Below are 22163 nucleotides of genomic sequence, written 5' to 3'. Positions count from 1 at the left end.
CACAATGTCATTAACTACTCAAATAAAAATAAATAACTTTTGCATTTTTTATAAATTAATTATTAATAATTAATTTATTTATAAGGGCAATATTAAAGAAAAGCTCTTCCGAATTTCAAGCTCGGGAGAGCTTTGAGAGACTAGAAACTAAAGTGAAGATTACCTCTTAAACCAATAATCCAACTGTCATCAGCTTCTGAGTTCTTCGGTAAAGAATAAAGATATTGAACATTAGGAGTTAACGAGAGCGCACCCCAGTTCATTCGGTAATAGATTTCAGAGTTATAAGAGTCATCAGCTACATTAGCAGAGTTGGGCTTAGCCCAACCCAAGGCGATGCCTAGCATGCCAGGTCCTGCCTCATACCCAGTACCAAACACGACCGAAGATTTGTATAGAGCCTCAGGTCCTTGCGCGACACCGGCTCTGAAAAATGGTATCCATGAGCCGGTTTTATATATGGACGACCAATTTGCGCCATAGTTTTCGCTAGCTTTCTCTTTTCCATCACTGTGCCAAACTGTTAGGTGTGAATTCTTCAAATAAAAATCGTCTTTCGACTCCACCCAACCTATTTCTAGGGACTTAAAATATTGATTATCATTGATGAACTGTTCAACACCATCGAAAGGCTTAGTCGAATCAGCTTTTGCATCAGAGAAACTTGCATAAAAATAATAGTTTTCCGACATCATATGGCGTAGAACGCCGCCGAATGTTGATTCATCTGGGATTGGGATAGAACCGGAACCGGTACTAAACTGTAAGTTAGAAAAACCATAGTAAGGGTTACCCAACTGATAAGTATCAACATAATCAGTTGCATCTAAAAAACCAACCATCATATCAGTAGATTGTTTATTAAAGGTTTGTGTCCAATAAAGATTCGTTAACCTTAAACCTATATCACTAAAAGCTGGTTGGATTACACCAAACCCTCCGCCATTCTCCATGACAAATTCAGAGGGCGTACTCTCTGTATAACCGTGCTTATGATCAACCCTCAGCTGCAAAGCTCCGGTATCACTCTCTTTTTGGTAAGCTCGCCAATTCAATGTAATCCGTGCAATACCAGCTGCCGCACTGCTGTCTTTGTTCGGCAAGCTCTCACTGGACGTTAAACCAAAAACATAATAATCCACAGCTCCCTTTAAATCCTGGTCTTCAGCCGCATGAATCAACGTTGGCGTAACAAACACAACCGATCCCACAAGCGTTAGCCAAAAACGCTTAGTCTTTTTCGTAAATGCTACATTCTCAATCATATCAATAACTTCCTTTTTTTTTCATCGAAGTTGTACGACTCAGCTCAACTTTCATTGTTAGTCAGGAGTTATTAAGAGGGATTTGAAAAATGAATACTCGTAATTAATAGGTAATTTAAGCGCTCTCCTTTATCAACCTGTCACAATCATTTATTTAAAATCGAAAACACCTCAATTTTTTATACCAACATCAAAAATTGAGGTATATACTATTTCTTATCCCTACCCGGAGGCAGAAATGGATAATCAAAACACTACAAACACATTTCAAGCGCTTAAAATCGGTGCAGACGCTTACATTCAGCGTCGTAATCAACGTTTACTGGCCAATCATCGCAAAGAGCTGCGTAACTTTACCCGAGCAGAAGCCTCGGCCTACCTTGGCATTGATGCAAAAACGCTTGATCGGTATGTTACCGCCGCTGCGATAGATCCCCGTCGTCATGAAGACTCACAATGGTCGATCGATATCGCGGAAATGTACAAGGTACGTAACTTACTACCAGATAATCTACGTAAAGACGCTAAGTTCATACGCAGTGAGCAGCAAAAGGCGCAAGTGATGGTTATCCAGAACCAAAAAGGCGGTGTTGGTAAAACCGTTTCTGCCGCGACTATCGCATCAGGTTTAGCGACCGAGTTTCATCAAGAGTATCGTGTTGGTCTAATCGATATGGATGGCCAAGCCACGCTATCGATGTACTACGCGCCCGAAGCCGAGCAAGAAGGTAACTTGTCTGTTGGTGACTTGATGATGAAAACGTTCGACCTCGATGAAGGCGAAACCGTTGATCAAGTCATCTCTGAAGCCTTTCTTGAAACTACCATTCCAAACCTGCGCATTTTGCCTGCCGCGCAAAGTGACCGAGCGATGGAAGGCTGGTTTCATGAGCAAGTATTCAGTCAAACCTTAAATTCACCTTATTCACTACTTAAAGACATCATCGATAGTGTAAAAGATGAGTTTGATATCATTATTATCGACACCCCTCCTTCACTAGGTTATGCAACCTTCAATGCGTATTTTGCCGCAACGAATGTGGTCTTCCCATTGTCGATTACCGAAAACGACATTGATGCTACCTGCTCTTACTTCAGCTACATTCCTCAGGTGTGGGCCCTGTTAGAGAACGCCAACCATGAAGGCTACGACTTCATGAAGATCTTACTGACTAACCATCGTGATAGCTCAACCACTACCGAATTAATGAACAACCTGTACGACAACTTCTCTCCTTACTTGTACTCAAAAGAGTTTAAGCATAGTGAGGCCGTTCGTCAGTCGTCTTCCCTACTCTCGACGGTGTTTGATATGTCGAAAAGTGAATACCCGAAAAGCAAAGCAACTTTCCAAAGCGCGCAACAAAACAGCTATGAAGTTACAAGTCAGATCTTGCGCGATATTCTGAACGTTTGGCGTGAACAGGAGAACAAATAATGGCGAAGAAACGTGGCGGGAGCCCTTTAGGCAATGCTCCTGGTTCAGCTCAAGCGCAGCAATCAGCGGCCAAAGCAAATTTAGACACTCTAACAAGTCAACTCAGCACCGAGCTAGAGAAAAGCGGGCAAAACGCTGAAGACTACCTTAGAACTAAGTTTGGATTAGAGTCTGTTGGCCAGAAAATGGTTTGGCAATTAGCTTCTGGTTCAACTGCCACTTTCAATGAAGTTACACTGTCACACGAACAAGTTAAGCAGAACTCATTTGTGACCTTTGATGTTAATGGTCGTGACCAGTCTCTGTTAACCAAAGAATCATTGGAAGATTTGAACTCGTTAGAGTTTCAGCAGTTCTATCCAGCCGTTGGCCGAGAAATTAATGGTCGCATTGATATTCTTGATGGCTCTCGCCGTCGTGCTTGGTTTTTATTTCAAGAAGGTCGTGTAAAAACATTCCGAATTCTAGTCACTCAAAACGAGCTTTCTACCACCGATGCCAAAGCGCTGGCTAAGCAGCTGCAAACCGCCAAAGAGCACAACCAGCGTGAGATTGGTTTGCAATGTCAAACTCTGATGAAGAACGGTGAGCTAACTCAAGAAGATGCGGCAAAAATCTTAAATATTAGCCGTCAAGCGGTAGGTCGAGCGCTGAAAGCAGCCAGTATTGACAGTAAGCTGATTGCCCTATTCCCTGTCGTTAACGACTTGTCTCATGCTGATTACTCCCTCTTGGCTAAGGTGATGAAAGCGTTCGCCGATGACAAGAAAGCCTTGAGTAGCTTCATTAAAAAAATAGCCGATAATGCTGTCAACGCTCAGGCTGAGCAGAGCCAAGAAGACGCTAAAGACGCTCTGATTGCTTACATTAAAGATGAGTTAAAGATCGTTGAAGCCAAGCAAGAATTAGACAAAGCTGTCATTACTCCTCTAGCAGAGTTCGACAGTAAAGGTATGTTTGCTCGTAAGCGTGTTAAAGGTCGAAACTTTTCGTATGAATTTGGTCGCTTATCAAAGGATGTCCAAGCTGAACTCGATAAAGCTATCCAATCAGTGTTAGGTAAACACCACCAATCAACTTTATAAAAAGATAAAGGCTCTCAAATTAGGGCCTTTATCTTTCACCTAACCCGTCCTAAATAAGGTTGACACATATCCAACATGAAATTAGAGAGTTACAAATACAATTATGACTGTTATCAGAACGCACTTGCGGAAAGGATAATGGAAGACTAAAGATAGAATACTCGCTGAGGATGCAAAGAAAATGGTCTCCAAATCAGTAAAAACTAGGCCCTACAATGAGTTTGGCCTCGTCAAACTCTAAAACACCCCCCCCCCGATGAAGTACATCCATCATTTTAATTAACCACTTGTTTGTCACCTCCCTCTATGCCAAATCGAAAAAATCGGATGACTACAAGCGACTAAACCATCAAGAACAAGTTGGCTTGGGAAACTTCCTTCCTTATTCTATTTGACCTAGGGTAACTTCATCCTTATAACCCAAAAATTGGCTAAGTGCAGAGTGTTTGGTTCTAGGTGAACCTAACAATCGAATTATTATCTTAGCCAAATATAAAGACCATTAATTTATTATTAATAAATAATGATAAGGCTTAATTCTTCTCACGTCCAAAAGGCTCTCTCCTGTAGTGGCCTCCTGATCCCGGACCTCATAAATGAGGGGTTCAATGGCAAAACGACAAAGACGTACATTTTCTACTGAATTCAAAAATATATGCTGCAAGCTTGGTTCTTGACCAAGGGGGCTCCATCCCTGAAGCAGCTAGCTCTATGGAATACGTGAAACAGCTTTACGACACTGGGTCGAATAACTCAAAATTGAGCAAGGTGAGGTTACTTATCTTAGGTCTGGTTCGAAGTGGGCCTACTTAGCAGTAGTGCTTGACCTATTTAGTCGACGCGTTGTGGGCTGGCCTTTATCAGATAAGTCCAATGCTGAATTAGCATCTAAAGCTTTAGGGCTGGCTTAGGAGAAACGGGGACGGCGAAGAACATGATGTTCTATTAATATCAAGGATGCCAGGACAACTCAAAGCATGAGCCTTCGTGGTAATTGTTGGGAAAACACTCCCATAGAAGGTTATTTAGAAGCTTGAAAGCCGAGTGGGTACCAGAAACAAGCTACCTGGAACAAGCTCAGGACAAGAAAGACAACGGCTATTATCTGATGAGTCCTTACAATCGGCAACGCCCTCAAGAAAATGATGGGTTGTCACCAGTTAATGGCCCTTCAGCCAGTGTCCGGTACTTTTGACCACTACACCCCCTAGAACAATCAATATTCCGCCGACCATCAAAGACCATAAGCTAACCTATTTTATTTTTTAGTGACCCAAGTTCAAGCTAGACGCCCCCAAAACGCAATGAAATCTGTACTACTAAACATTAGATTAGTAAGTACACCAAAAAATGAATAGCTGCAGCTCGATTAAGAGTTCCGATTCTTTCGTAACGAATTGAGGAATAAAAGCAAAATAACAGGCTCAAGGGATCTCGTAGACAGAGAAGAAGCAACTATATAAAACAGGAAGAATGAGAGTATTAGTCAAAAATTTATTGTTATTTAACCCTCCAAAACCCCAGTTTTAAAAAACTAAAATATCACTATAAATAGATGATTTTTTTGATAAATTATTTATAAATTATCAAAAAAATCCTATGAGGAATGGCCTAAATTTTAGCCATTGCCAAATGGGTAATCTAAAATTATTAATAATCATTTTTTATTAAAATTCATTCATCTACACAGATAAATTAGAGATGTGTATATGAATAAATTTTCAAAAGGACTACTAATATGGAAACACTGATCTGCCGCTCTTTTCAATCATTTATAGATTTCTGCGATAACGATATTGTTAAAGGAAAAAATATCCACTGCACTTTTAAGGCCTGTAAGGAGAAGGACTGGCGTTGGATGCAGTTTTACCTAAACGACAAAGGAGGAAAAGAGCTGACCTTTAGCTTCATATGAAACAAAACGCCTTAACTAATATTTCGTTTAACTTCAAATTTATTCAAAATTTTGTAAATAGTATTCAAAAAATGAGCCATTATATAAAGCACTAGAAAAACTAACTGTCTTAACCATCGCTCTCTAGAAATATGGAGAAACACTATGTTAAAAGCACATCTCGAAAACCTACAATTACCTATAGGTAATTGTATATTACACAGGGATGAATCAGGGGCTCAATTGATGCTTAGCAATCAAAAGTCATTTTCAATTACCCTACCTGAAAGCTGTATCCTTGAAACTCTGATTAAGAAAGAACAACTCATTTCAACCAAAGAAGAGTTAATTATTGCCGCTTGGGGGAGCCCAGATATCATCGGGCCTAACTCTTTACCAGTCGCGATAACTAACCTAAGAAAAGTTCTAGACCTTGATAGCATCAAAATCGTCAACATCCCAAGAAAAGGTTACAAGATTCATATTCCTGAATTTGAAACCTCACTAGACCCGCCGAGAGATATAAAGTTACCACGTCACTCTAAGTTTTCGTGTCCTCTCAAAAAAGCAACCAATCATCTAAAATTATACCAATGGACTTTCATCGGCTTATCTTCAACAACCCTCGCGGTCCTACTAATCAGTTATTTCTATTTTCGATACGAACTTGAAGTTGTTAACGTGAACCTTAATAATCAATCAAGCCAAATCTGTTTAACAAAAAAGGATGAACTGAAATTAATCCTCGCCTCTTCCCAAGTTCAGGCAAGCAAAAAACCTTCAATAAACCCCTAACACCTCGTCAATTTAGTTATTAATAACTAAATCCCCCCTTATTCACAGCAAAGGGGGGTACAACTTAGAGTGCAGGTTCTAACGTAGCGTTAAAATGTCTCAATACTTTAGGTTCATAAGTAAACTTCAAACCTGAAATAGATGAGGCGCGTTTTTTCACTTCTTTAAAAGCAGCAATAATGTAATCAAGGTGAGCTTGCGTATAGGTTGCTCTGGGAATGGCTAAACGCAACAGTTCCGCTGGACAAGGCAGTTGTTCACCAGTTTCAAGGTCACACCCTTGCAATAAGGACCCTATTTCAGCCCCACGAATACCCGCCACTTTATAAAGCTCACAAGATAAAGCATGCCCAGGGAATTGTTCCGGCGGAATATGAGGTAAGAGCACACCTGCGTCAATAAATGCAGCATGACCGCCAGCTTGCTGGCAACGAACCCCTAACGCTTCAAGACCATTTACTAAATATTCAACTTGCTGAAGACGGGAAGCTAACCAATCTTCTTCCATCCCATCATAGAGTCCGACAGCTAGGCGCTCCATAGCACCGCCTTCAAGCCCGCCATAGGTTGGAAAGCCTTCCAATAGCACGCATAATGTTTTGCATTCTAATTGAACATCTAACAAGCTTTCATCTTTGAAAGCAAGCAATCCCCCAATAGGAACCATCGCATCTTTTTTCGCTGACATAGCAAAGATATCGGCATATTTAAAAGCTTCGCTAGTTATCTCTTGAATGCTCCATTCAGCATATCCCTCTTCGCGTTGCTTTACAAAATAGGCGTTCTCTGCAAACCGTGCACAGTCCATAACTACGGGAATATCATAAAACTGCGCTAACTCATAAACAGCCTTCAAATTGGCAAGAGAAACTGGCTGACCACCTGCAGAATTGCAAGTAATCGTACTCACAATATAGGGCACATTTTTAGCCCCGATCTCTTCAATGCCAGACGCGAGCGCTTTCAAGTCAAAATTGCCTTTAAAATCTCTCTTAACTTCAGTATTAAAGGCATCACGAGAAGGCACATTCATCACACGACAGTTATTTTTTTGAGTGTGCCCTTGAGTGGTATCAAAAAAGTAATTTGAAAATGCGGCCATCTTTTCTCGTTCTAGCCCCTTATCTCGTTCACGCTTATTGATCAAGGCAGGTACATACAACTGTTCAGCGCCACGTCCTTGGTGTGTAGGGATAGTAAACTGATAGCCAAATATATCTTTTACCGTTTGGCTAAGCGTCCGATAGCTTCGACTGCCGCTGTACGCTTCATCACCTCTCAACATTGCGGATTGCATGGCCTGCGTTACTGCCCCGGTGCCACTATCGGTCAGTAAATCGATAAACACTTTATCGCTATCTAACAAAAAAGGATTGTACCCCGCTTTCATTAACGCCAGCTCTCGCTCTTGTTCTGTTGTTCTTTTAACTGGTTCAATAACCCGGATTCGATACGGCTCCGGCAAATAGTGTGAATCCATAGGCTGTTCTTGATTGTTGCTAATTGCTGACATAGGGTTCTCTCCAAACATTTTCCAACGATTAAGGGTAAGTTGGTTAGAAATAACTAAAGAAGCCCATTATTCGGACACCCAAACCTCTCCTTCCCAACTTAAATAAAGATTAATCAAATAAATAAAATTTGGTATTAATTTCAGCGTAAATTAAATATTAATAAACATATTAACAACACCTAAAAGCCCTCTAAAAAAGCATCATAGCCATGAGAAAACCTGACCAAATGACATCACCGTTTTTTTAATTAATAAAGATAATTAAATAAACAATGGACTTAGAAAGTAGCACTATAAAAGTAGTGGTATGAGAATGAAAAATATACCTAGAGCATATAAATTAGAAGGAAAATGGAAATATGGAGAGCCCATTATGATACTAGGGAACACATTGGTTGCTGGAGCGGGGCCGGTCGGCATTCAAACTAGCCAAATTATGGCTCCTCTTAGTCAAAAAATAGCCCTCATCGGCAAAAGCTCCCCTCAGTGGGAAAATAGGCAAAGATTAATCAAACAACACGGATACGTTGTTTGTTGTAAGGTGAATGAACCACAATTAGCGACACTAGTCGGATTAGTTAAGTTTAATGAACTTTATACAGAGCTATCTCCCCTTCCCTCCTCTTGGGATACGTTAGTTTTAGCCACTCCAGCTCACGCCTATTGTGATGTGTTGTCTTCCTTTTCTGAAATTTTATTAAAGAACTTAAAACAAATCATTCTTATGTCCTCAATGCTCGGTGGGTGTCTTATTTTAGAAGGAATGTTAAAAAAGAAAGGAGCCTCTCCAAATATAATGCTCTTCTCTAGCTACTTTGCGACGTCTTATTTTACTTCTAACCCGACGGACAAAAATAGGGTCCTCACGGTCAGAACCAAAACAGTAAAAAAACGAGTTTATATTTACCAGTCTAAATCCAATGATGGTTTATTGAGCGCCTTGCGAAACGCTTTAGAAAAAATTGATGTTCAAGTCATCCCTTTAGATAACTCGTTCAGTGTGGAAGGCAGAAACATTGCTACTTATGTACACCCTGCTTTTATTATCAATACGTTTTCATTAGATCACATGTTGTCTAAGGAAGACGAAGTTAAGTACATGTATAAACTGTACCCAGAAGGGCCAATCACCATGAGTTCGATTAGGGATTTACTACTGCACTGGAAATCAGTTTCTCGCCTACTTGAACATTACTCAGCTCAACCGATTAATCTACTGCAGTTGCTAAATGATGAACATCACCGAGTACATGAAAAGACTATCCCCAAGGACAAAATAGTCTCTTTCAACGAGCTTGATGAGATAGAGCAGGAATATCTACTCTACATACGATATAGCACAATCCTGATAGACCCAGACCCGTTTTCAAAAGGTAAAACCTTTGAGGTTTCAGCCAAACCTTATATCAAAGGAAAAGTTAGAAAAGGAAGACTACTACTCCCCAGAACTCCTCTAGAAGACCTACAGACCCTTTATTGGCTTAACCACTTAGTTCAAAGCTCAAGCCTAATCTCTTCTGTCACATTTCCCTCAATAGAAGTGTTTGAAAATTGGATAAAAGAAAGAAACCTACCAAATACGCTAATCCAGGCTTTAAAACAACGCGCAAAAGAATATTACGAATATGCAACCCCATCTATTAGCCCCTAGTAATTACTAGGGGACACACATATCTTTTAATTCGCATTTTAGCGTTTTGCTTCAAAAAGATAACAGGAAAAAGGAGATTAAGGTGTTAATAAGAAAAGCGACGCTCAACGACATATCCTCTATCAATGCTCTGTGTCACGAGCAACTAACAGGCAGCCACAGTAAAATTAGCCATTACAAGAGAGAGCAGAACGAATACAGCTTAAGTGATTACAATTTCAGTAAAATCAGAATCATTGATCTAGTTTTTACGGAATCAATGATGAAGGAGAAGCTAAACAATAAAAATATCTATTTTTTTGTCGCTGAAACAAAAAAGAATAAACAAGTCATAGGTTACCTAATGGTTAGTGTCCATCCTCCTAAAAAAAGGCCGGCTCTCCAACAACGTCTCCCATCTTTCTACGCTTACATCGAACGATTTTATGTGTCGTATAAATACCATGAACAAGGTATTGAGCTTGCCCTACTCAACAGCTTTGATTATTGGAAAAAATACAAATCAGCACACTAATCATTATCTTTCAAAAAACCATGAAATTTGTCAATGCTCAGGCTGAGCATTGACAAATTTTCCCACAATCAAATCAATCTAAAGCTGTTTTTCTATAAAAGCCCATCAAACCTTCTTGATACCCAATCAAAAAGAAAAGGGCGAAACTAATATTGCCAGTGAGTTGCGAAAAGACAAGACAACACACACCACTACGACCCAAGCTAAAATAACGTATTCAATCGGTCACCAGTTATAAATTGCCCCAAGCCCCCTGGTTATCCCAAACCAAAGTAAAGGCGAGACAGCGAGTAACCAAGGAGTTTGGACCTCGATTTTTTATATGTCGGTTGCACCAGAAAAAAATAGCAACATGAAACGTCGATACCACAGCGTAAATCACACCGGTAATTAAGGTGTGACTGAGACACTACATTGTGCTTGGATACTGGTAGGAGGGCAGGGTAGGAGAGTATTAGAAGAGAACAGTTCATCTGCTTGGCATATGTGGCTTCAAACATCGAAATTAAAGCTAAGCGGTGTTCTGCTATTCGCTAGACAGATCTACGAGAGAAAGCCCTAATGCCTCACCTATGACATCTGGACAACTAGAAATTCGTGAATTTTAAAAGAAGGTATCTCGTCTTAAATAGGTTGACGATTTTTAGCAAGCCTGTAACGGAATTTTTTGTTTTTTCATACATATTATTTGGCCTGTTCATCTTACGAATGAAGGCGTCCGTTGACAATGACAACTAATGAACGCCCTCATCAGATTGAACATAAGTCATGTAGCTCACCAAAAACTCCTCTACCTTTGAAGAAAACATTTATTTTACCAAATTCGGATGCTTTTTCATTCAATGCCTTTTTCATTGTTTTGGTGTAGCTCCATTTTGGCTTAACCAGCAACCGCTCTTCTTGAAGGTAGTTAAACTAAACATCGCGGCCCAGCTTTATTCCTTTAGCTATCAATTGAGGTTTTAGTAAGAGAAGTGAAGCTTGTGAGTTCCTAGTCGAGACATGAAGCGCCTTAGTGCAAGCTCACCTTGACAATTTTTCTCTCTGATATACACATTAAAGATAAATATCGCGTAACGAACAAGCCCTAATTACGCTTACTTTCTTTTCGAAGGCTTCTTGCCGCCCTCGGTGATTTCGGCATCGTGCTCTTCCTTGAACTGACTAAATAATCCATTTCTCCATTTTCAATGGTATCCACAACCTGTATTTAAAGCCTAGTGTGTAATCTCGCTGAGTGCTCTTAACGTAGTGTTTATTTGGGATGGTCATAATTAGTCCTCAATGTATAAACATATTTCAAGACGGGGAAAATATTAAAAAAACCACGACTCTGCTGATAGTTTAACAGTCGGACAAGAGATAAAGTTTATCGATGGCTTACAAGCTCGTCGGAAACCTAAAAATATCATGGACCGCAGCGGCCAAGGCTGTCACTAAATAAGTGGAAAGTATCATCAATTACTGCGGTGCTTCCAGATAAAAAACTTATCTCGACGAAAAAATTGCAGGGAGTAGGCGACAATCGAACGTTTTTTAGAAGCTTAAATACTAAGTGGATTCCCGCAATAAATTATCGCAGCTTTGCAGAGACTCAAAAAATCATCCAATACATAATTAGATATTCCAGCCAACTTAGGCCATATCAGTATAATGGTGTTCTGACACTCATTGGCTCAGAACGATTGATTGTCTTGAAAACCGTGACCAATTTTATTGGACCACTATACTCTTGCCTCTAAAGAAAGATAAAGCCCAATTAAGCGATAAACGTAATTTCCCATCTAAGGGTTGATAAAGATTGCTACAAAGTTAGCGTGGTTGCATGACATTGGTATTCCTACAACGTTCGCGAGCTTGTTCGGTTGTGGAGTGGAACAGCACCTACCGACAATTTCAATTTAATAATCAGTAATTTCAGAGCAAGCTTCAGGAACACATTCGTCAAAGTTGGATTTCATTTACGCAACAAGGTTTAAGTCGATTTTAAAGTTAATCTTCTCAGGGACGATAGTAGAAATAGCCTCTGAAGCCAATTTCTATCCAAGAGTGAGAGAAAGGGGCGGTAAATTATAATTATTGACTTAACCTTTGAAATTCGAGAGTTCGTAATATTTGATTTCTGGCGTTGGCACTTAAGGTTCTTCCCAAGGCAAATTAATCCCACTGTCATTAATATAATCAGCGCTCAACACACACAACTCATCACAACACGAATCAACCTTTGTCCAATCCTAACATCTATAGGCCTCATCATTTGCTTGAGGAGGCTATTGCCGATTGTAGTAGCTCATCAGGTAATAGCGGCTGAGCTTGTGTCCACTCGATTTTCAAATTTATGAATAACTTCTCCATGGGAGCATTGACGATCCCATGTCAATACTTACATCATAACTGAAAAATCTTTCAATATAATGGAGGGAAATTTACAAACGATATAGCGTTTCAAAAATCTTTGTGTTTCTCTTATCGAAAGTCCCTCTGCTTCTCTTCGCTACATATAGTTTTGTCTTAGGATCCTTCTCATTCTATCAAAACTACTGTCATCGGTGTCAGGATGTCTTTCCTGATGAAGTTTGTAACGAACTCACTTCAAAGAGGTTAGGTAAATGCAAACTCTTTGCCTAACCTCTGTAGATTAGCACATGCTGTAACCAACAATATCGCAGCTACACATGATCACACCAAAGTGTTCCATTAATGTTGAAGCTCTTTCTTTAGTTCGCATGAGAGAAACTTTTCGTAAGTAGATTTAAATGATAAATAGGTTTGACTGCATAAAAAATCGAGGAGACATAGCAAGCTCGTTTAATTCAGTCAGGCGCAGTGACGAGTAATGCATGAAACTGATTTACAGCCTGGGATGATCTAAAAAACGAAAAAGATCTTCACCATAAGAGCCCGCATTAATAGTAGCGATTTACCACCTAGTTTAGTACCTAAGATCATTAGACCACTACAAACCCAACCCATTTATCAATTACATGCAATTGGTAAAAAATATAGCTAAACATTAAGAGTAAGACATAAAATTATTAGAGAACTAACATTTACCCAACAACTAACATCAAAAATCTCTCGAGATTTGATGTTAGTTGTTGGGTTACCGACTGAGCCTAAGTGAAGTTGGTATATCTTGAAACTAGATCCTAAAGTTTCTAGTTTCTTAGAGTTCATCTAAATGTATCAACATCTACCGATTCAATATCAACATCTACCGATTCAATATCAACATCTACCGATTTTATATTGATATTAAACGATCAAACATATAAACATTTACCGAAATAAGATTTTTTAGTATTAACATTAGCCGATCTAAAAGAAAGGTAAGATCATTAATTTAAGTTAACTTATGATAATTAACCTAAATTGGTTATAAAACGATCAAAACATTAGATAAATTATGAATTAAATACATAGTTTGATCATTGTGAAGTAACTAAACATTTACCGAAACAAGTAGTTATTTACCGATATTTATACATAATTTATGTGACGAGCTATAGATATTTACCGAAATAATATAGACATCTACCGAAGTTGATGATGTAAGTAAGGTTATCTGTTAAAATGATACTATCTCATTCTTAGGTAATGATCATGACGTTATCATCCAACTCTAGCCTGACGGTTATTAATGAAGAAGACCGAAAAAATCGGTTTATCTCATCGATTCTGTTCTCTCGAGCAACTATTTTTCATCCTGCTTCTCGTTTGACTTCAACGATGCAGTCAAAATTGATTCAAATTGCTCAGAGTGGTGGTACAGATCCAAATCACCCATTAGAGAGTGTTAATATTAATAGCTATGGGAAAAGCTTCAGGGTTGATCTACATGTAGATTATCTCCTACAACCTCATCGCGATATCCTCGAGACTATGCTGGCCTATGCTCAAACTATTCAACTCGACGATGCTTCTTATGAAGCGGGATCTCGTTTAAATTGGTCCCAAGTATATCAAACCATTTCTGATGGTGATATTTCTGACACTCAACAAGATGGTTTCGACTCTTTTATTGACCGGGATGCAACCGTTTTATCGATGAGTATGTATGAGCTAGCAACCCGAATGGGAATGGCGACAACTCGTCCGAACTACGATCAAATTGAGCGTCGTATTACTCAATTGGCAACGGCTCATTTGGTGATTAATGAACTCGATGAAGAACAGAACGTTGTAGGCAAAAAGCCCTTAGAATTTGTGCAAGATTACCGTTTCTATTGTGATCGAAGTAAATTCAAAACCGGCCGTAAAAACAGTAAGAATCTAACTAACCATGTATTCTTAGTGCCAGACATGCGCTTGCTACAAGCGATACGCGACCATGGTTACTATTATCGATTAGAACAACACAAAATGACCAACTATAGTAAACCGTCAGTTCGCTCATTCTTAAAATACATTACCACGCACAAAGCAGAATTTTTACATAACAAAAAGTTTGAATGGGCGCTCGATAGTTACATTCAGTCTATTGCTTCTAAAGTCAGCCATAGCTTCCGTAGCGATCTAAGAAAAGATTTGTTGGCCAATGCCGTGCAAATTGAAAAAGATTTTAGTCTTCAATTTCGCGATGTTGGTAATGGTATACAGATCTTTTATATTGGGGAGGGTAAATCATGATTACTCAATCTCTTGATAGCTTGATGTCTTCACCTGCGAGCCAAAGCCTAGAGTTCAGTATAAAAGGCTTACTCAAAGGGCATGTAGGTATGTTGATTGCCGCACCGAATGTCGGTAAATCTCACCTTGCACTTTGTATTGCGATGGAACACGCTTCTTCAATGTCTTTACTAGGGATGAGCGCGGCCGACAAACCGGCTAAAACCTTGGTACTGAGTTCAGAAGACGGGGCTGGCGTGATTCAATCTCGAATGAAAGAAAAGCTGGTTAATTGCACTGCCACCATTAAGTCAGAGCTAAAAAAAAATCTACATTTTTTAACGGACATTGAACCGATAGTGCTCCCGCCCGACAGCTCTGCACAAGAAAAAGTAGAACATAAGCAGTATTTAGAACAACTCAAACAAATTTTCTCTGAATTCGATTTAGTGATAGTAGACACCGTGACTGAGTCAATAGGCCGTTGTGAGGAAGTCAAACACGATCGCTTAATCAAAAATGTCTTCCAAAGCCTTGCCAGTGAATCAGGCGCTAGTTTATTGCTTGTTCATCATGTGAATAAAGAGGAAATTCGTGGTAATCAAGAAATTACCATGGCATCTGGGGCTGGTTTAACGTCGATAATGCGATTAACAAAGTGCTTATTTACGTTAAAGAGAAACAAGGATTTCCTGTCGATTAAGTACCTTAAGAGTAATTATTTACCTGAAAATGAAAATCAAGAGTTTGCGGTTGAAGTAAGACAAAACCTTACGATTAATCCACAGGTATTCAGTTTGAAATCCAAGACGTCTAAGTCTGTTCGATCGGTGCAAAGTATTAAGCAAAATCCAAAAAAAATTACGCTGCCTGGAACTATCCCGGAACAAGAAGAAATTGAAGAGCGTAAAAACCTCAGAGACGTTTTGTAAGCTAGCTCTCACATTTTCAAAAAGCACCGAATTTCGGTGCTGTCTTTTTGTCTGACTCTGTTCGCACTTTCTTATATCCGTTCACTTTTTTGTCTACCTTAGATAATCTTATTTAAGGTGAAAACATGGTGAACTACGCCTATTTAGGAGTCTCTTCAGACAACCAATATGTAGCAAACTAAAAGCACGGGCTCTATGACTCTACCAAAAAGGTTGGGATAGGTAATTTGGTGTTTGTAGAAGTCAGCCGTATTGCACGTCTTACCTCACAAGTGCTCAAAGCACTCTAAGTGAGCATGGAAAATAAAATTATCGTCTATATTGCTAATCAGAATTTGCAACTGGATGGTTCAATGCTGTGTCGGATAATGGCAACAGTACTAGGCGCCAAATTTGGTTTTATTCTAGGCTTATTTCATGAAAATTGTCTATGTCCGTGTCAGTACCTAAGACTAAACGTCCGACGTTCAAATTTAACAGCTAAACCAGTTGTTGGGCTTTACGAGGGAAGGGGACATTATTCACGTTACCAAAGTCGATTGGATGGCGCGTAATACCATCGATGCATTGCAAATTACCGCTCAGCTCGCGCAAAAGAAAGCCGGTTTTGTTTTTATGTTCGATGCAGTTTTTAGGAGGCCGCATGACAGTTTGTCCCACAAGATCCGCCGAGATATATCTAGGTGAATTCGACCGATTTTGACTCCACCGTAAAGGCGGTTTAGGTACATGAGGTGCTCGTTAAGGATTTCGAATCTACCGACTCCATAAGACTAGAAGACAATCTAGGTTAAGGTGTCAGGATTATATATTGTGACGGCGTAACAAGTTTTGAGCCGATGCGAGAAGATTACGTTTGCGAAGAAAGTAGAAAGGACGAGAGAAACAACGTTCGCGTATCGGCCTCTTCTCTTTATGACGACTAGGAACAGGCTCTTAACGTCGATATCACGTTAAATAATCGTTAATATTTACTTCATCAATTTGCTCAGGCTGTAAATAGTCATCAGTAAGACGTTTACAAACCCTCGAACTTAAAAAAAAAGCGAACAGAGCAGGGTCAACGCTTCAAAGAGATCGGCAATGGCCATGACTTTTGTGGTAAGAGGCATCTCTGAGCCCGTTAAGCCCATAGGTTACACTTACCATTAATTTTCTCATGGTGGCCTCCCGCAATTTTTGCCAAGTTTCGAATATGTTGTGGGAACGGTAGCTACTCCAAAATATGGATGGTTTGAACAATGTGATCGTTGATGATAAACCGTTCTTTCTCTGTTAACGTGCCGCTCTGAATACCTAAGTTGTGCATTTATCCTTTATTCGCCTGATATTGCTTCGGCTGGGTATTTATCTTTTTTCGTGTACTGCTTCATTTCTTCTGAAGATGTACCGAGTTGTTTACTTAAGGTTAGAGTCCACATTCGTGAGATGATATTAGGTTCAGTTGGTGTGATAAACTCTGCTCCCAAATTAAGCTGAGCTAAAAATTAAAAATATTGATTCAACTGTTCACAATTTTCTATTAGTTGATCTCACCATCCAACTGGATACGCTTGCACCAAAGACTTCAATTTCGTAATTTCTTCCTCACGTTTAAGAAGCTTGAAGCGTATTCTTACTTCGTGGATCCGGTTATAAATCGCTTCCAGTTTTGTTGATTTTTTGACCACACTTTCGGGTGTCGTGATTTTTCCACAGTCATGTAGCCAACTCGCCATTTTCAACTCTTGCCACTCTTTTTGAATTAAGAAAAAAGTGGTCAAAAGGCGGTAAGGTAGATTCTTGAGCTGCGCGAGTTAACCACTCGGCTAAGATTGGAACACGTTGGAAATGGTTTCTGTATAAAGGGATTTTTTGTCTAATAATCCTGCAATAAATTTGATGAATTGGTTAAGGAGTCATGTATGGTTTATGGTGTGCACGACATGGAAATTTGATTCGATAGGGACAGCAAGGAGTGCCTTGAAAAGACATTTATTGCCAGAGTTTGTGTGCTATCCCGTCAGTAGCCTTGATTCATACCATGTACAACGTTGATTTGATGAATTTAGTTGACTTAGGCTGGCGCTGCCAACCGTAACCTTGATGTGCTTCGTTCTATTTTTAAGTATGCTGTTCAGCAGCGTCTTGTATGGAGAATCCTTGTGATGGCATTAAGCAAAACCGTAAAAAATAGCTTAATCACACATCTTAAGTATGGAAGAGCCAAAGCAGCTTAAAATCGTTTTAAGGTGCTAAAATTGCTCCTTTTAATGGGTTGTCTAATTTAAGAGGTGACGGGGCTGAGATGGTCTTTTGTCAAAAATGATGAATGGCACCGCAGTTGTTAGGTCATAAGCGTATTCCGTCAACGCTTCGTTTGCCCATGTGAATGATGCGCAAGTATCGCTATCTTCTGAGGCGATAGGGGAAGTCATTCGTGGAATATTATCAGGTCAGTTTATGAGTAAACCTAAAAATCGAAAAGTGAGAGCATCCAAACCTAAACAGACGAGCTCCCAAGCGCAGAGGAAGACTTATCAAAGCAATGCCAACACGTACTGATGAGGAAGTTGAACGGTTTAGGTATCTGTGTTGATATTAGGATGTTAATTGAGTCGATTCTCGGGCGATAACTCACTCTAGTAAGGGCTAATTTTCAAAGTGATAGACGCAGAAGTGTCTTAATATTAACCAACAATAGTCTGGTAAGTGTGTTACCTTGGTTTTTATCCCTACCGCTTAGTAGGGACTTCTTTTCTTTTCCGAACTCACATCTCGGCACTCCTTAGTTGCCCTTCTAAGCCTCACCGCAGGCTTTAATTATGTCCATTTCAACCCAAAAGTTAAGAAACATCTTCAAATTCACTAGAATTGAAAATTTTAAAACCAACTACAATGTAACTCATATCGCTCCTTGGCTACCACTTGCTCAGAAAGTGAAACCTGTCATCCCTTCGGCAATTATATATTGCGAAGGTAATTTCGGTGAAATTGATGGTAAAACCGCTAATGGGCTAGTGAGGCATTCATTAAGCTATCGTATTCTATCGGTTATTGATAGTGTATCTGCCGGCTTAGATGCTGGAGAAGTACTTGATAACAAAGCCAATGGAATACCGATCCTTGCCAATGCTGAAGAAGCTATCATTCACGCGGAAAGCATTCCCGATTACTTCATCTTTGGCATTGCGCCATCAAGTGGTTTTTTATCTGACTTAGATAAAAGCATCATTTTAAATGCCATGTCACTAGGAATGAACATCGTAAATGGCTTACATGAATTCCTAACTGATGATCCTCTATTTTTAGAAGCTAGCTTAAAGAATAACGTTCGAATATTCGATACTCGCAAACCCAAAAGTAAAGGCGATCTGAAAACGTTTAGCGGGAAAATACATAACGTTAAATGTCCGAGAATTGCTGTAATGGGGACGGATTGCGCGCTAGGAAAACGAACAACAGCAACAATATTAGCGAATGAACTGACTAGAAAAGGCCTTAACGTCGTTCTGATTGCCACTGGTCAAACAGGTATTATGCAAGGCGCACAATACTGCGTTGCACTCGATGCTGTCCCTTCACAATTTTGTGCCGGTGAGTTGGAATCTGTCATTGTACAGGCCTATGAAAAAGAAAATCCGGACCTGATTATTATTGAAGGGCAAGGAGCCTTGAGTCATCCTGCGTTTTCAACCAGCGCATTTATCTTACGTGGCAGTTGTCCAGCGGGTGTGATATTGCAACATGCTCCTAAACGTTTATATCGTAGTGATTTTCCTGATTGCCCAATGCCTTCGATTGCTTCAGAAATCAATCTTATCGAAACGTTTTCTAATACCGATGTTATTGGACTAACACTGAATCATGAAGATATGTCTTTAGATGAAACCTGTCGTGCGATAGACAGCTACACTACCGAATTTGGTATACCGGTTACTGATGCATTATCACAGCCTGTCGAACATCTACTGCACATCGTAACGTCAGCCTTCCCTATGATAGCAAGAAAACTGGCCGCAAAAGGGTGAACTGCCCTAGATTAGACATTGATTGTGGGAAGATTCACCATAACGCTCAGTACCTGATCACTCAGCTCTCACTAAAAAATATATCCGTTACACCTGTAACAAAAGTCTTCCTCGGCCACCCTATCATCGCACAAGTTCTTATTGATGCTGGCGCAACAATGTTAGCCGATTCAAGAATGGAAAACCTTCAAAAGATGACTGAATCAGGCATTGCTATCCCTAAAATGCTGATACGTACGCCCATGCTAAGTCAAGTGGCGAGTGTAATAAAATACAGTGATATGAGTTTAAATTCTGAAGTTGAAGTAATTCAGAGGCTTTCACATGCAGCGGAACAACAAAATTGCCGTCACGGTATCATTATTATGGTTGAGCTTGGCGATCTCAGAGAAGGTGTGATGCCGAATCGCGTGATTGATTTTATCCGAGAGATTATTTCTTTACCGAACATCACGATAAAAGGAATTGGTGCGAATTTAGCCTGTCGGTATGGCGTCGCTCCAAATGAACAAAATATGAATATTCTTTCTGATCTTGCCGATGGAATTGAAGCTACATTTGGGGTCAATCTAGAAATTATTTCAGGGGGTAATTCTGCTTCAGTTAACTGGGCTCTTCAGAGAACAGGCTTAACTCGAGTCAATAACCTTCGTATAGGAGAAGCAATTTTTTTAGGCTGTGAGCCTTTAGAGCACGAAAATATCAAAGGCTTACATACGGATGCGGTTTCTTTGACCGCTGAAGTGATTGAATCCAAGATTAAACCGACTTTGCCTTGGGGAAGTCGGGGGTTAAATGCTTTTGGTGAAAAAGAAAACCTTCAAGATAGAGGGGAGGTATCACAAGCTATTCTGGCATTAGGCCGCCAAGATGTTTGTGTCAGCGGGCTTAAGGCTCCGAATGGGATTAAGATCATGTCTTCAACTAGCGATCACTTTGTCCTTGAATCCTCACAGAAACCACTACTTGTAGGGGAAAAAGTCACATTCAGTTTAGATTACAGTGCGCTCTTATCTTCTATGTCTTCACGTTATATCCATAAATATTTTAAGGCACCTAAAGGGAGAAGAAGCGCATAATGCTACGAACAACAGTAATTTTCTTCGTCAGTGTCATGCTTAACGGTTGTCAGATAAGCCCAATAAAATCTAATGGGCTTGCCGATTATAGAGCGACGGTTATCTCAAGCCAACTGCCACAAGAGTTAGGCTCAATCACACTCGTAAATGCTCAGTCAGAGGGCAATAGTGTCACTCTTATTTTCGTAAAAAAGAAAACTTTGAATATGGACAGCTTAGTAGAAAAAGTCGCCGTTAGTTTTTGTGACAACATCGAAATAAGACCACTATTAGAGAGGGGGGTCTCTTATCGAATCATTACCTTAGGCAAAAATGAGAACGTAGAAAGCCTTAACGTCATTTCTCTAGCTAAGTGCTCTAATTGAATGCTTAGCAGTCGAATGGATAAAAGCCAATACGAGTTGTTCAATGTACTAAATGACACTATTTTATTAAGGTTTGACCGCCTTACGCCTTGGGAAAAAAACTTTATCACGGACCTACACCACAAAGCTTTAACTAAGCAGCTCATTTCAACGAAACAAGAACAACTTGTCTTAAAAATTTCAATGAAAGCCTACAAATCAAAGAAGAAAATCGAACATTCCAACTTTTAATTTAAGCCTGTATATACCTAATCGGTTGTTGCTTTCGCATTTGGCTTGGAAAAGAAAATTGCTGGCTGTTGGAAGTCATCAAAATCCATTTCATGAGACTCTGTTGAGTTCTTGTCTTTTTCTCAAATTGAACTTCAAGGTCTGTTTTTCTCTGAATCTGCTTAACACGGCTAAATATCCTATTTTGCGAAGAGACCTCGCAACCCCGGAAGTAGAGAAAATCACTCGATCTTAGTTTGTTATCAAGAATGGCTCAGTTAAGTAACGCAAGCTACATCCAACTACTATCAATCTCTAGTTTGGTTTTGATCCGCCAAATCTCTTCAAGCCGAAAGGAAATGTCGGATAGACGGCACCTGTTACCAGGTGCCACCCTCCTCAGAACCGTACGTGCAACTTTCACTGCATACGGCTCAAGCCTCCACAAAGGCACAGTGAAGCACCCAGTAATTAAATCGTTATAGGACTAGAGCGAGACCAAAAGTTGATCGCAACATTAGCTCTTCGTGTTAATTACCTTTGCGATACGCACTTGAAGCTTTAATACCTCGCCAATGAGCACTCAGTAATTGAGAGACCACGGTTCGTTGTAAGAAGATGCACTAATTTCATTCGAAATCATCATTTGCTTTCTCTAACCTCCTTTACCTGCATACCTATCGGCCACCTTCACAGGTAGCTTTCCCATAGGGAGGTATACAGGCTTACCCTGTTCCGTATGTCGCGTAAAAATGTCAACTTAGATAATTGGACTCCCCAACCCTAAGTCCTACAATAGTAGGG

General features: G+C 39.8%; 13 protein-coding genes and 6 pseudogenes. 16 read left to right on the top strand and 3 right to left on the bottom strand.

From position 1 onward, the window contains the following. Positions 1–140 precede the first annotated feature (140 nt). On the bottom strand, positions 141–1265 hold the full coding sequence (locus tag ACED53_RS16800) for a carbohydrate porin (RefSeq protein WP_016800053.1): 1125 nt from the start codon (positions 1263–1265) through the stop codon (positions 141–143). 238 nt (positions 1266–1503) lie between these two features. On the opposite strand from ACED53_RS16800, the gene ACED53_RS16795 reads away from it, so the two are divergent. The 6 genes and pseudogenes from ACED53_RS16795 (at position 1504) to ACED53_RS16770 (ending at position 6477) form a co-directional block, all read left to right on the top strand. Next, positions 1504–2703 carry a ParA family protein gene (locus ACED53_RS16795; RefSeq protein WP_016800054.1) on the top strand — a complete coding sequence of 400 codons (1200 nt, stop codon included), beginning with the start codon at positions 1504–1506 and terminating at the stop codon, positions 2701–2703. Next, positions 2703–3788, top strand: a complete 1086-nt coding sequence (locus ACED53_RS16790; protein WP_016800055.1) for a ParB family protein — start codon at positions 2703–2705, stop codon at positions 3786–3788. Before ACED53_RS16795 ends, ACED53_RS16790 begins: the two co-directional genes overlap by 1 nt. An 800-nt stretch (positions 3789–4588) precedes the next feature. Beyond that, positions 4589–4696 (top strand): annotated as a pseudogene (locus tag ACED53_RS16785) (hypothetical protein); the annotation flags it as partial. Between the two features lie 63 nt (positions 4697–4759). After that, positions 4760–4983 (top strand): annotated as a pseudogene (locus tag ACED53_RS16780) (hypothetical protein); the annotation flags it as partial. Positions 4984–5526: 543 nt separating this feature from the next. After that, positions 5527–5703 (top strand): hypothetical protein, encoded by a 177-nt coding sequence (locus ACED53_RS16775; RefSeq protein WP_016800056.1) that lies wholly within the window; start codon positions 5527–5529, stop codon positions 5701–5703. 144 nt (positions 5704–5847) lie between these two features. Further along, positions 5848–6477, top strand: a complete 630-nt coding sequence (locus ACED53_RS16770; protein WP_016800058.1) for a winged helix-turn-helix domain-containing protein — start codon at positions 5848–5850, stop codon at positions 6475–6477. Between the two features lie 64 nt (positions 6478–6541). Here ACED53_RS16770 and tnaA read toward each other — a convergent pair whose 3' ends face one another. Then, the gene (tnaA, locus tag ACED53_RS16765) at positions 6542–7957 is read right to left on the bottom strand and encodes a tryptophanase (RefSeq protein WP_029203693.1); all 1416 of its coding nucleotides are present in this window, start codon (positions 7955–7957) and stop codon (positions 6542–6544) included. Positions 7958–8297: 340 nt separating this feature from the next. On the opposite strand from tnaA, the gene ACED53_RS16760 reads away from it, so the two are divergent. The 10 genes and pseudogenes from ACED53_RS16760 (at position 8298) to ACED53_RS16715 (ending at position 21380) form a co-directional block, all read left to right on the top strand. Further along, positions 8298–9641: an opine metallophore biosynthesis dehydrogenase gene (locus ACED53_RS16760; protein ID WP_102258281.1), complete on the top strand. Its 1344-nt coding sequence runs from the start codon at positions 8298–8300 to the stop codon at positions 9639–9641. Positions 9642–9723: 82 nt separating this feature from the next. Then, complete coding sequence (locus ACED53_RS16755; RefSeq protein ID WP_016800061.1) at positions 9724–10155, top strand: GNAT family N-acetyltransferase; 432 nt, start codon at positions 9724–9726, stop codon at positions 10153–10155. A 3603-nt stretch (positions 10156–13758) separates the two neighbouring features. Further along, complete coding sequence (locus ACED53_RS16750; RefSeq protein ID WP_016800063.1) at positions 13759–14784, top strand: hypothetical protein; 1026 nt, start codon at positions 13759–13761, stop codon at positions 14782–14784. Next, the gene (locus tag ACED53_RS16745; RefSeq protein ID WP_102258280.1) at positions 14781–15695 is read left to right on the top strand and encodes an AAA family ATPase; all 915 of its coding nucleotides are present in this window, start codon (positions 14781–14783) and stop codon (positions 15693–15695) included. Before ACED53_RS16750 ends, ACED53_RS16745 begins: the two co-directional genes overlap by 4 nt. 125 nt (positions 15696–15820) lie before the next feature. Beyond that, positions 15821–16081 (top strand): annotated as a pseudogene (locus ACED53_RS16740) (resolvase); the annotation flags it as partial. A gap of 91 nt (positions 16082–16172) precedes the next feature. Continuing rightward, positions 16173–16379, top strand: a pseudogene (locus ACED53_RS16735) (recombinase family protein); the annotation flags it as partial. A 2120-nt stretch (positions 16380–18499) separates the two neighbouring features. Continuing rightward, positions 18500–19705 (top strand): DUF1611 domain-containing protein, encoded by a 1206-nt coding sequence (locus ACED53_RS16730; RefSeq protein ID WP_016800067.1) that lies wholly within the window; start codon positions 18500–18502, stop codon positions 19703–19705. Then, positions 19702–20827, top strand: a pseudogene (locus tag ACED53_RS16725) (alanine/ornithine racemase family PLP-dependent enzyme). The gene ACED53_RS16730 and the pseudogene ACED53_RS16725 overlap by 4 nt, the downstream one beginning before the upstream one ends. Further along, the gene (gene gspS2, locus ACED53_RS16720) at positions 20784–21149 is read left to right on the top strand and encodes a type II secretion system pilot lipoprotein GspS-beta (protein ID WP_017101290.1); all 366 of its coding nucleotides are present in this window, start codon (positions 20784–20786) and stop codon (positions 21147–21149) included. The pseudogene ACED53_RS16725 and the gene gspS2 overlap by 44 nt, the downstream one beginning before the upstream one ends. Further along, complete coding sequence (locus ACED53_RS16715) at positions 21150–21380, top strand: hypothetical protein (protein ID WP_016800070.1); 231 nt, start codon at positions 21150–21152, stop codon at positions 21378–21380. A 13-nt stretch (positions 21381–21393) separates the two neighbouring features. Here the strand turns inward: ACED53_RS16715 and ACED53_RS16710 are convergent. Then, positions 21394–21753 (bottom strand): annotated as a pseudogene (locus tag ACED53_RS16710) (hypothetical protein); the annotation flags it as partial. Between the last annotated feature and the right edge of the window lie 410 nt (positions 21754–22163).

The organism is Vibrio sp. 1F169 (genome assembly GCF_041439605.1).
GTDB classification, from domain to species: domain Bacteria; phylum Pseudomonadota; class Gammaproteobacteria; order Enterobacterales; family Vibrionaceae; genus Vibrio; species Vibrio tasmaniensis_A.
Note: the sequence above shows the minus strand (reverse complement) of the source record. Positions and strands in the feature narration are given on the sequence as shown.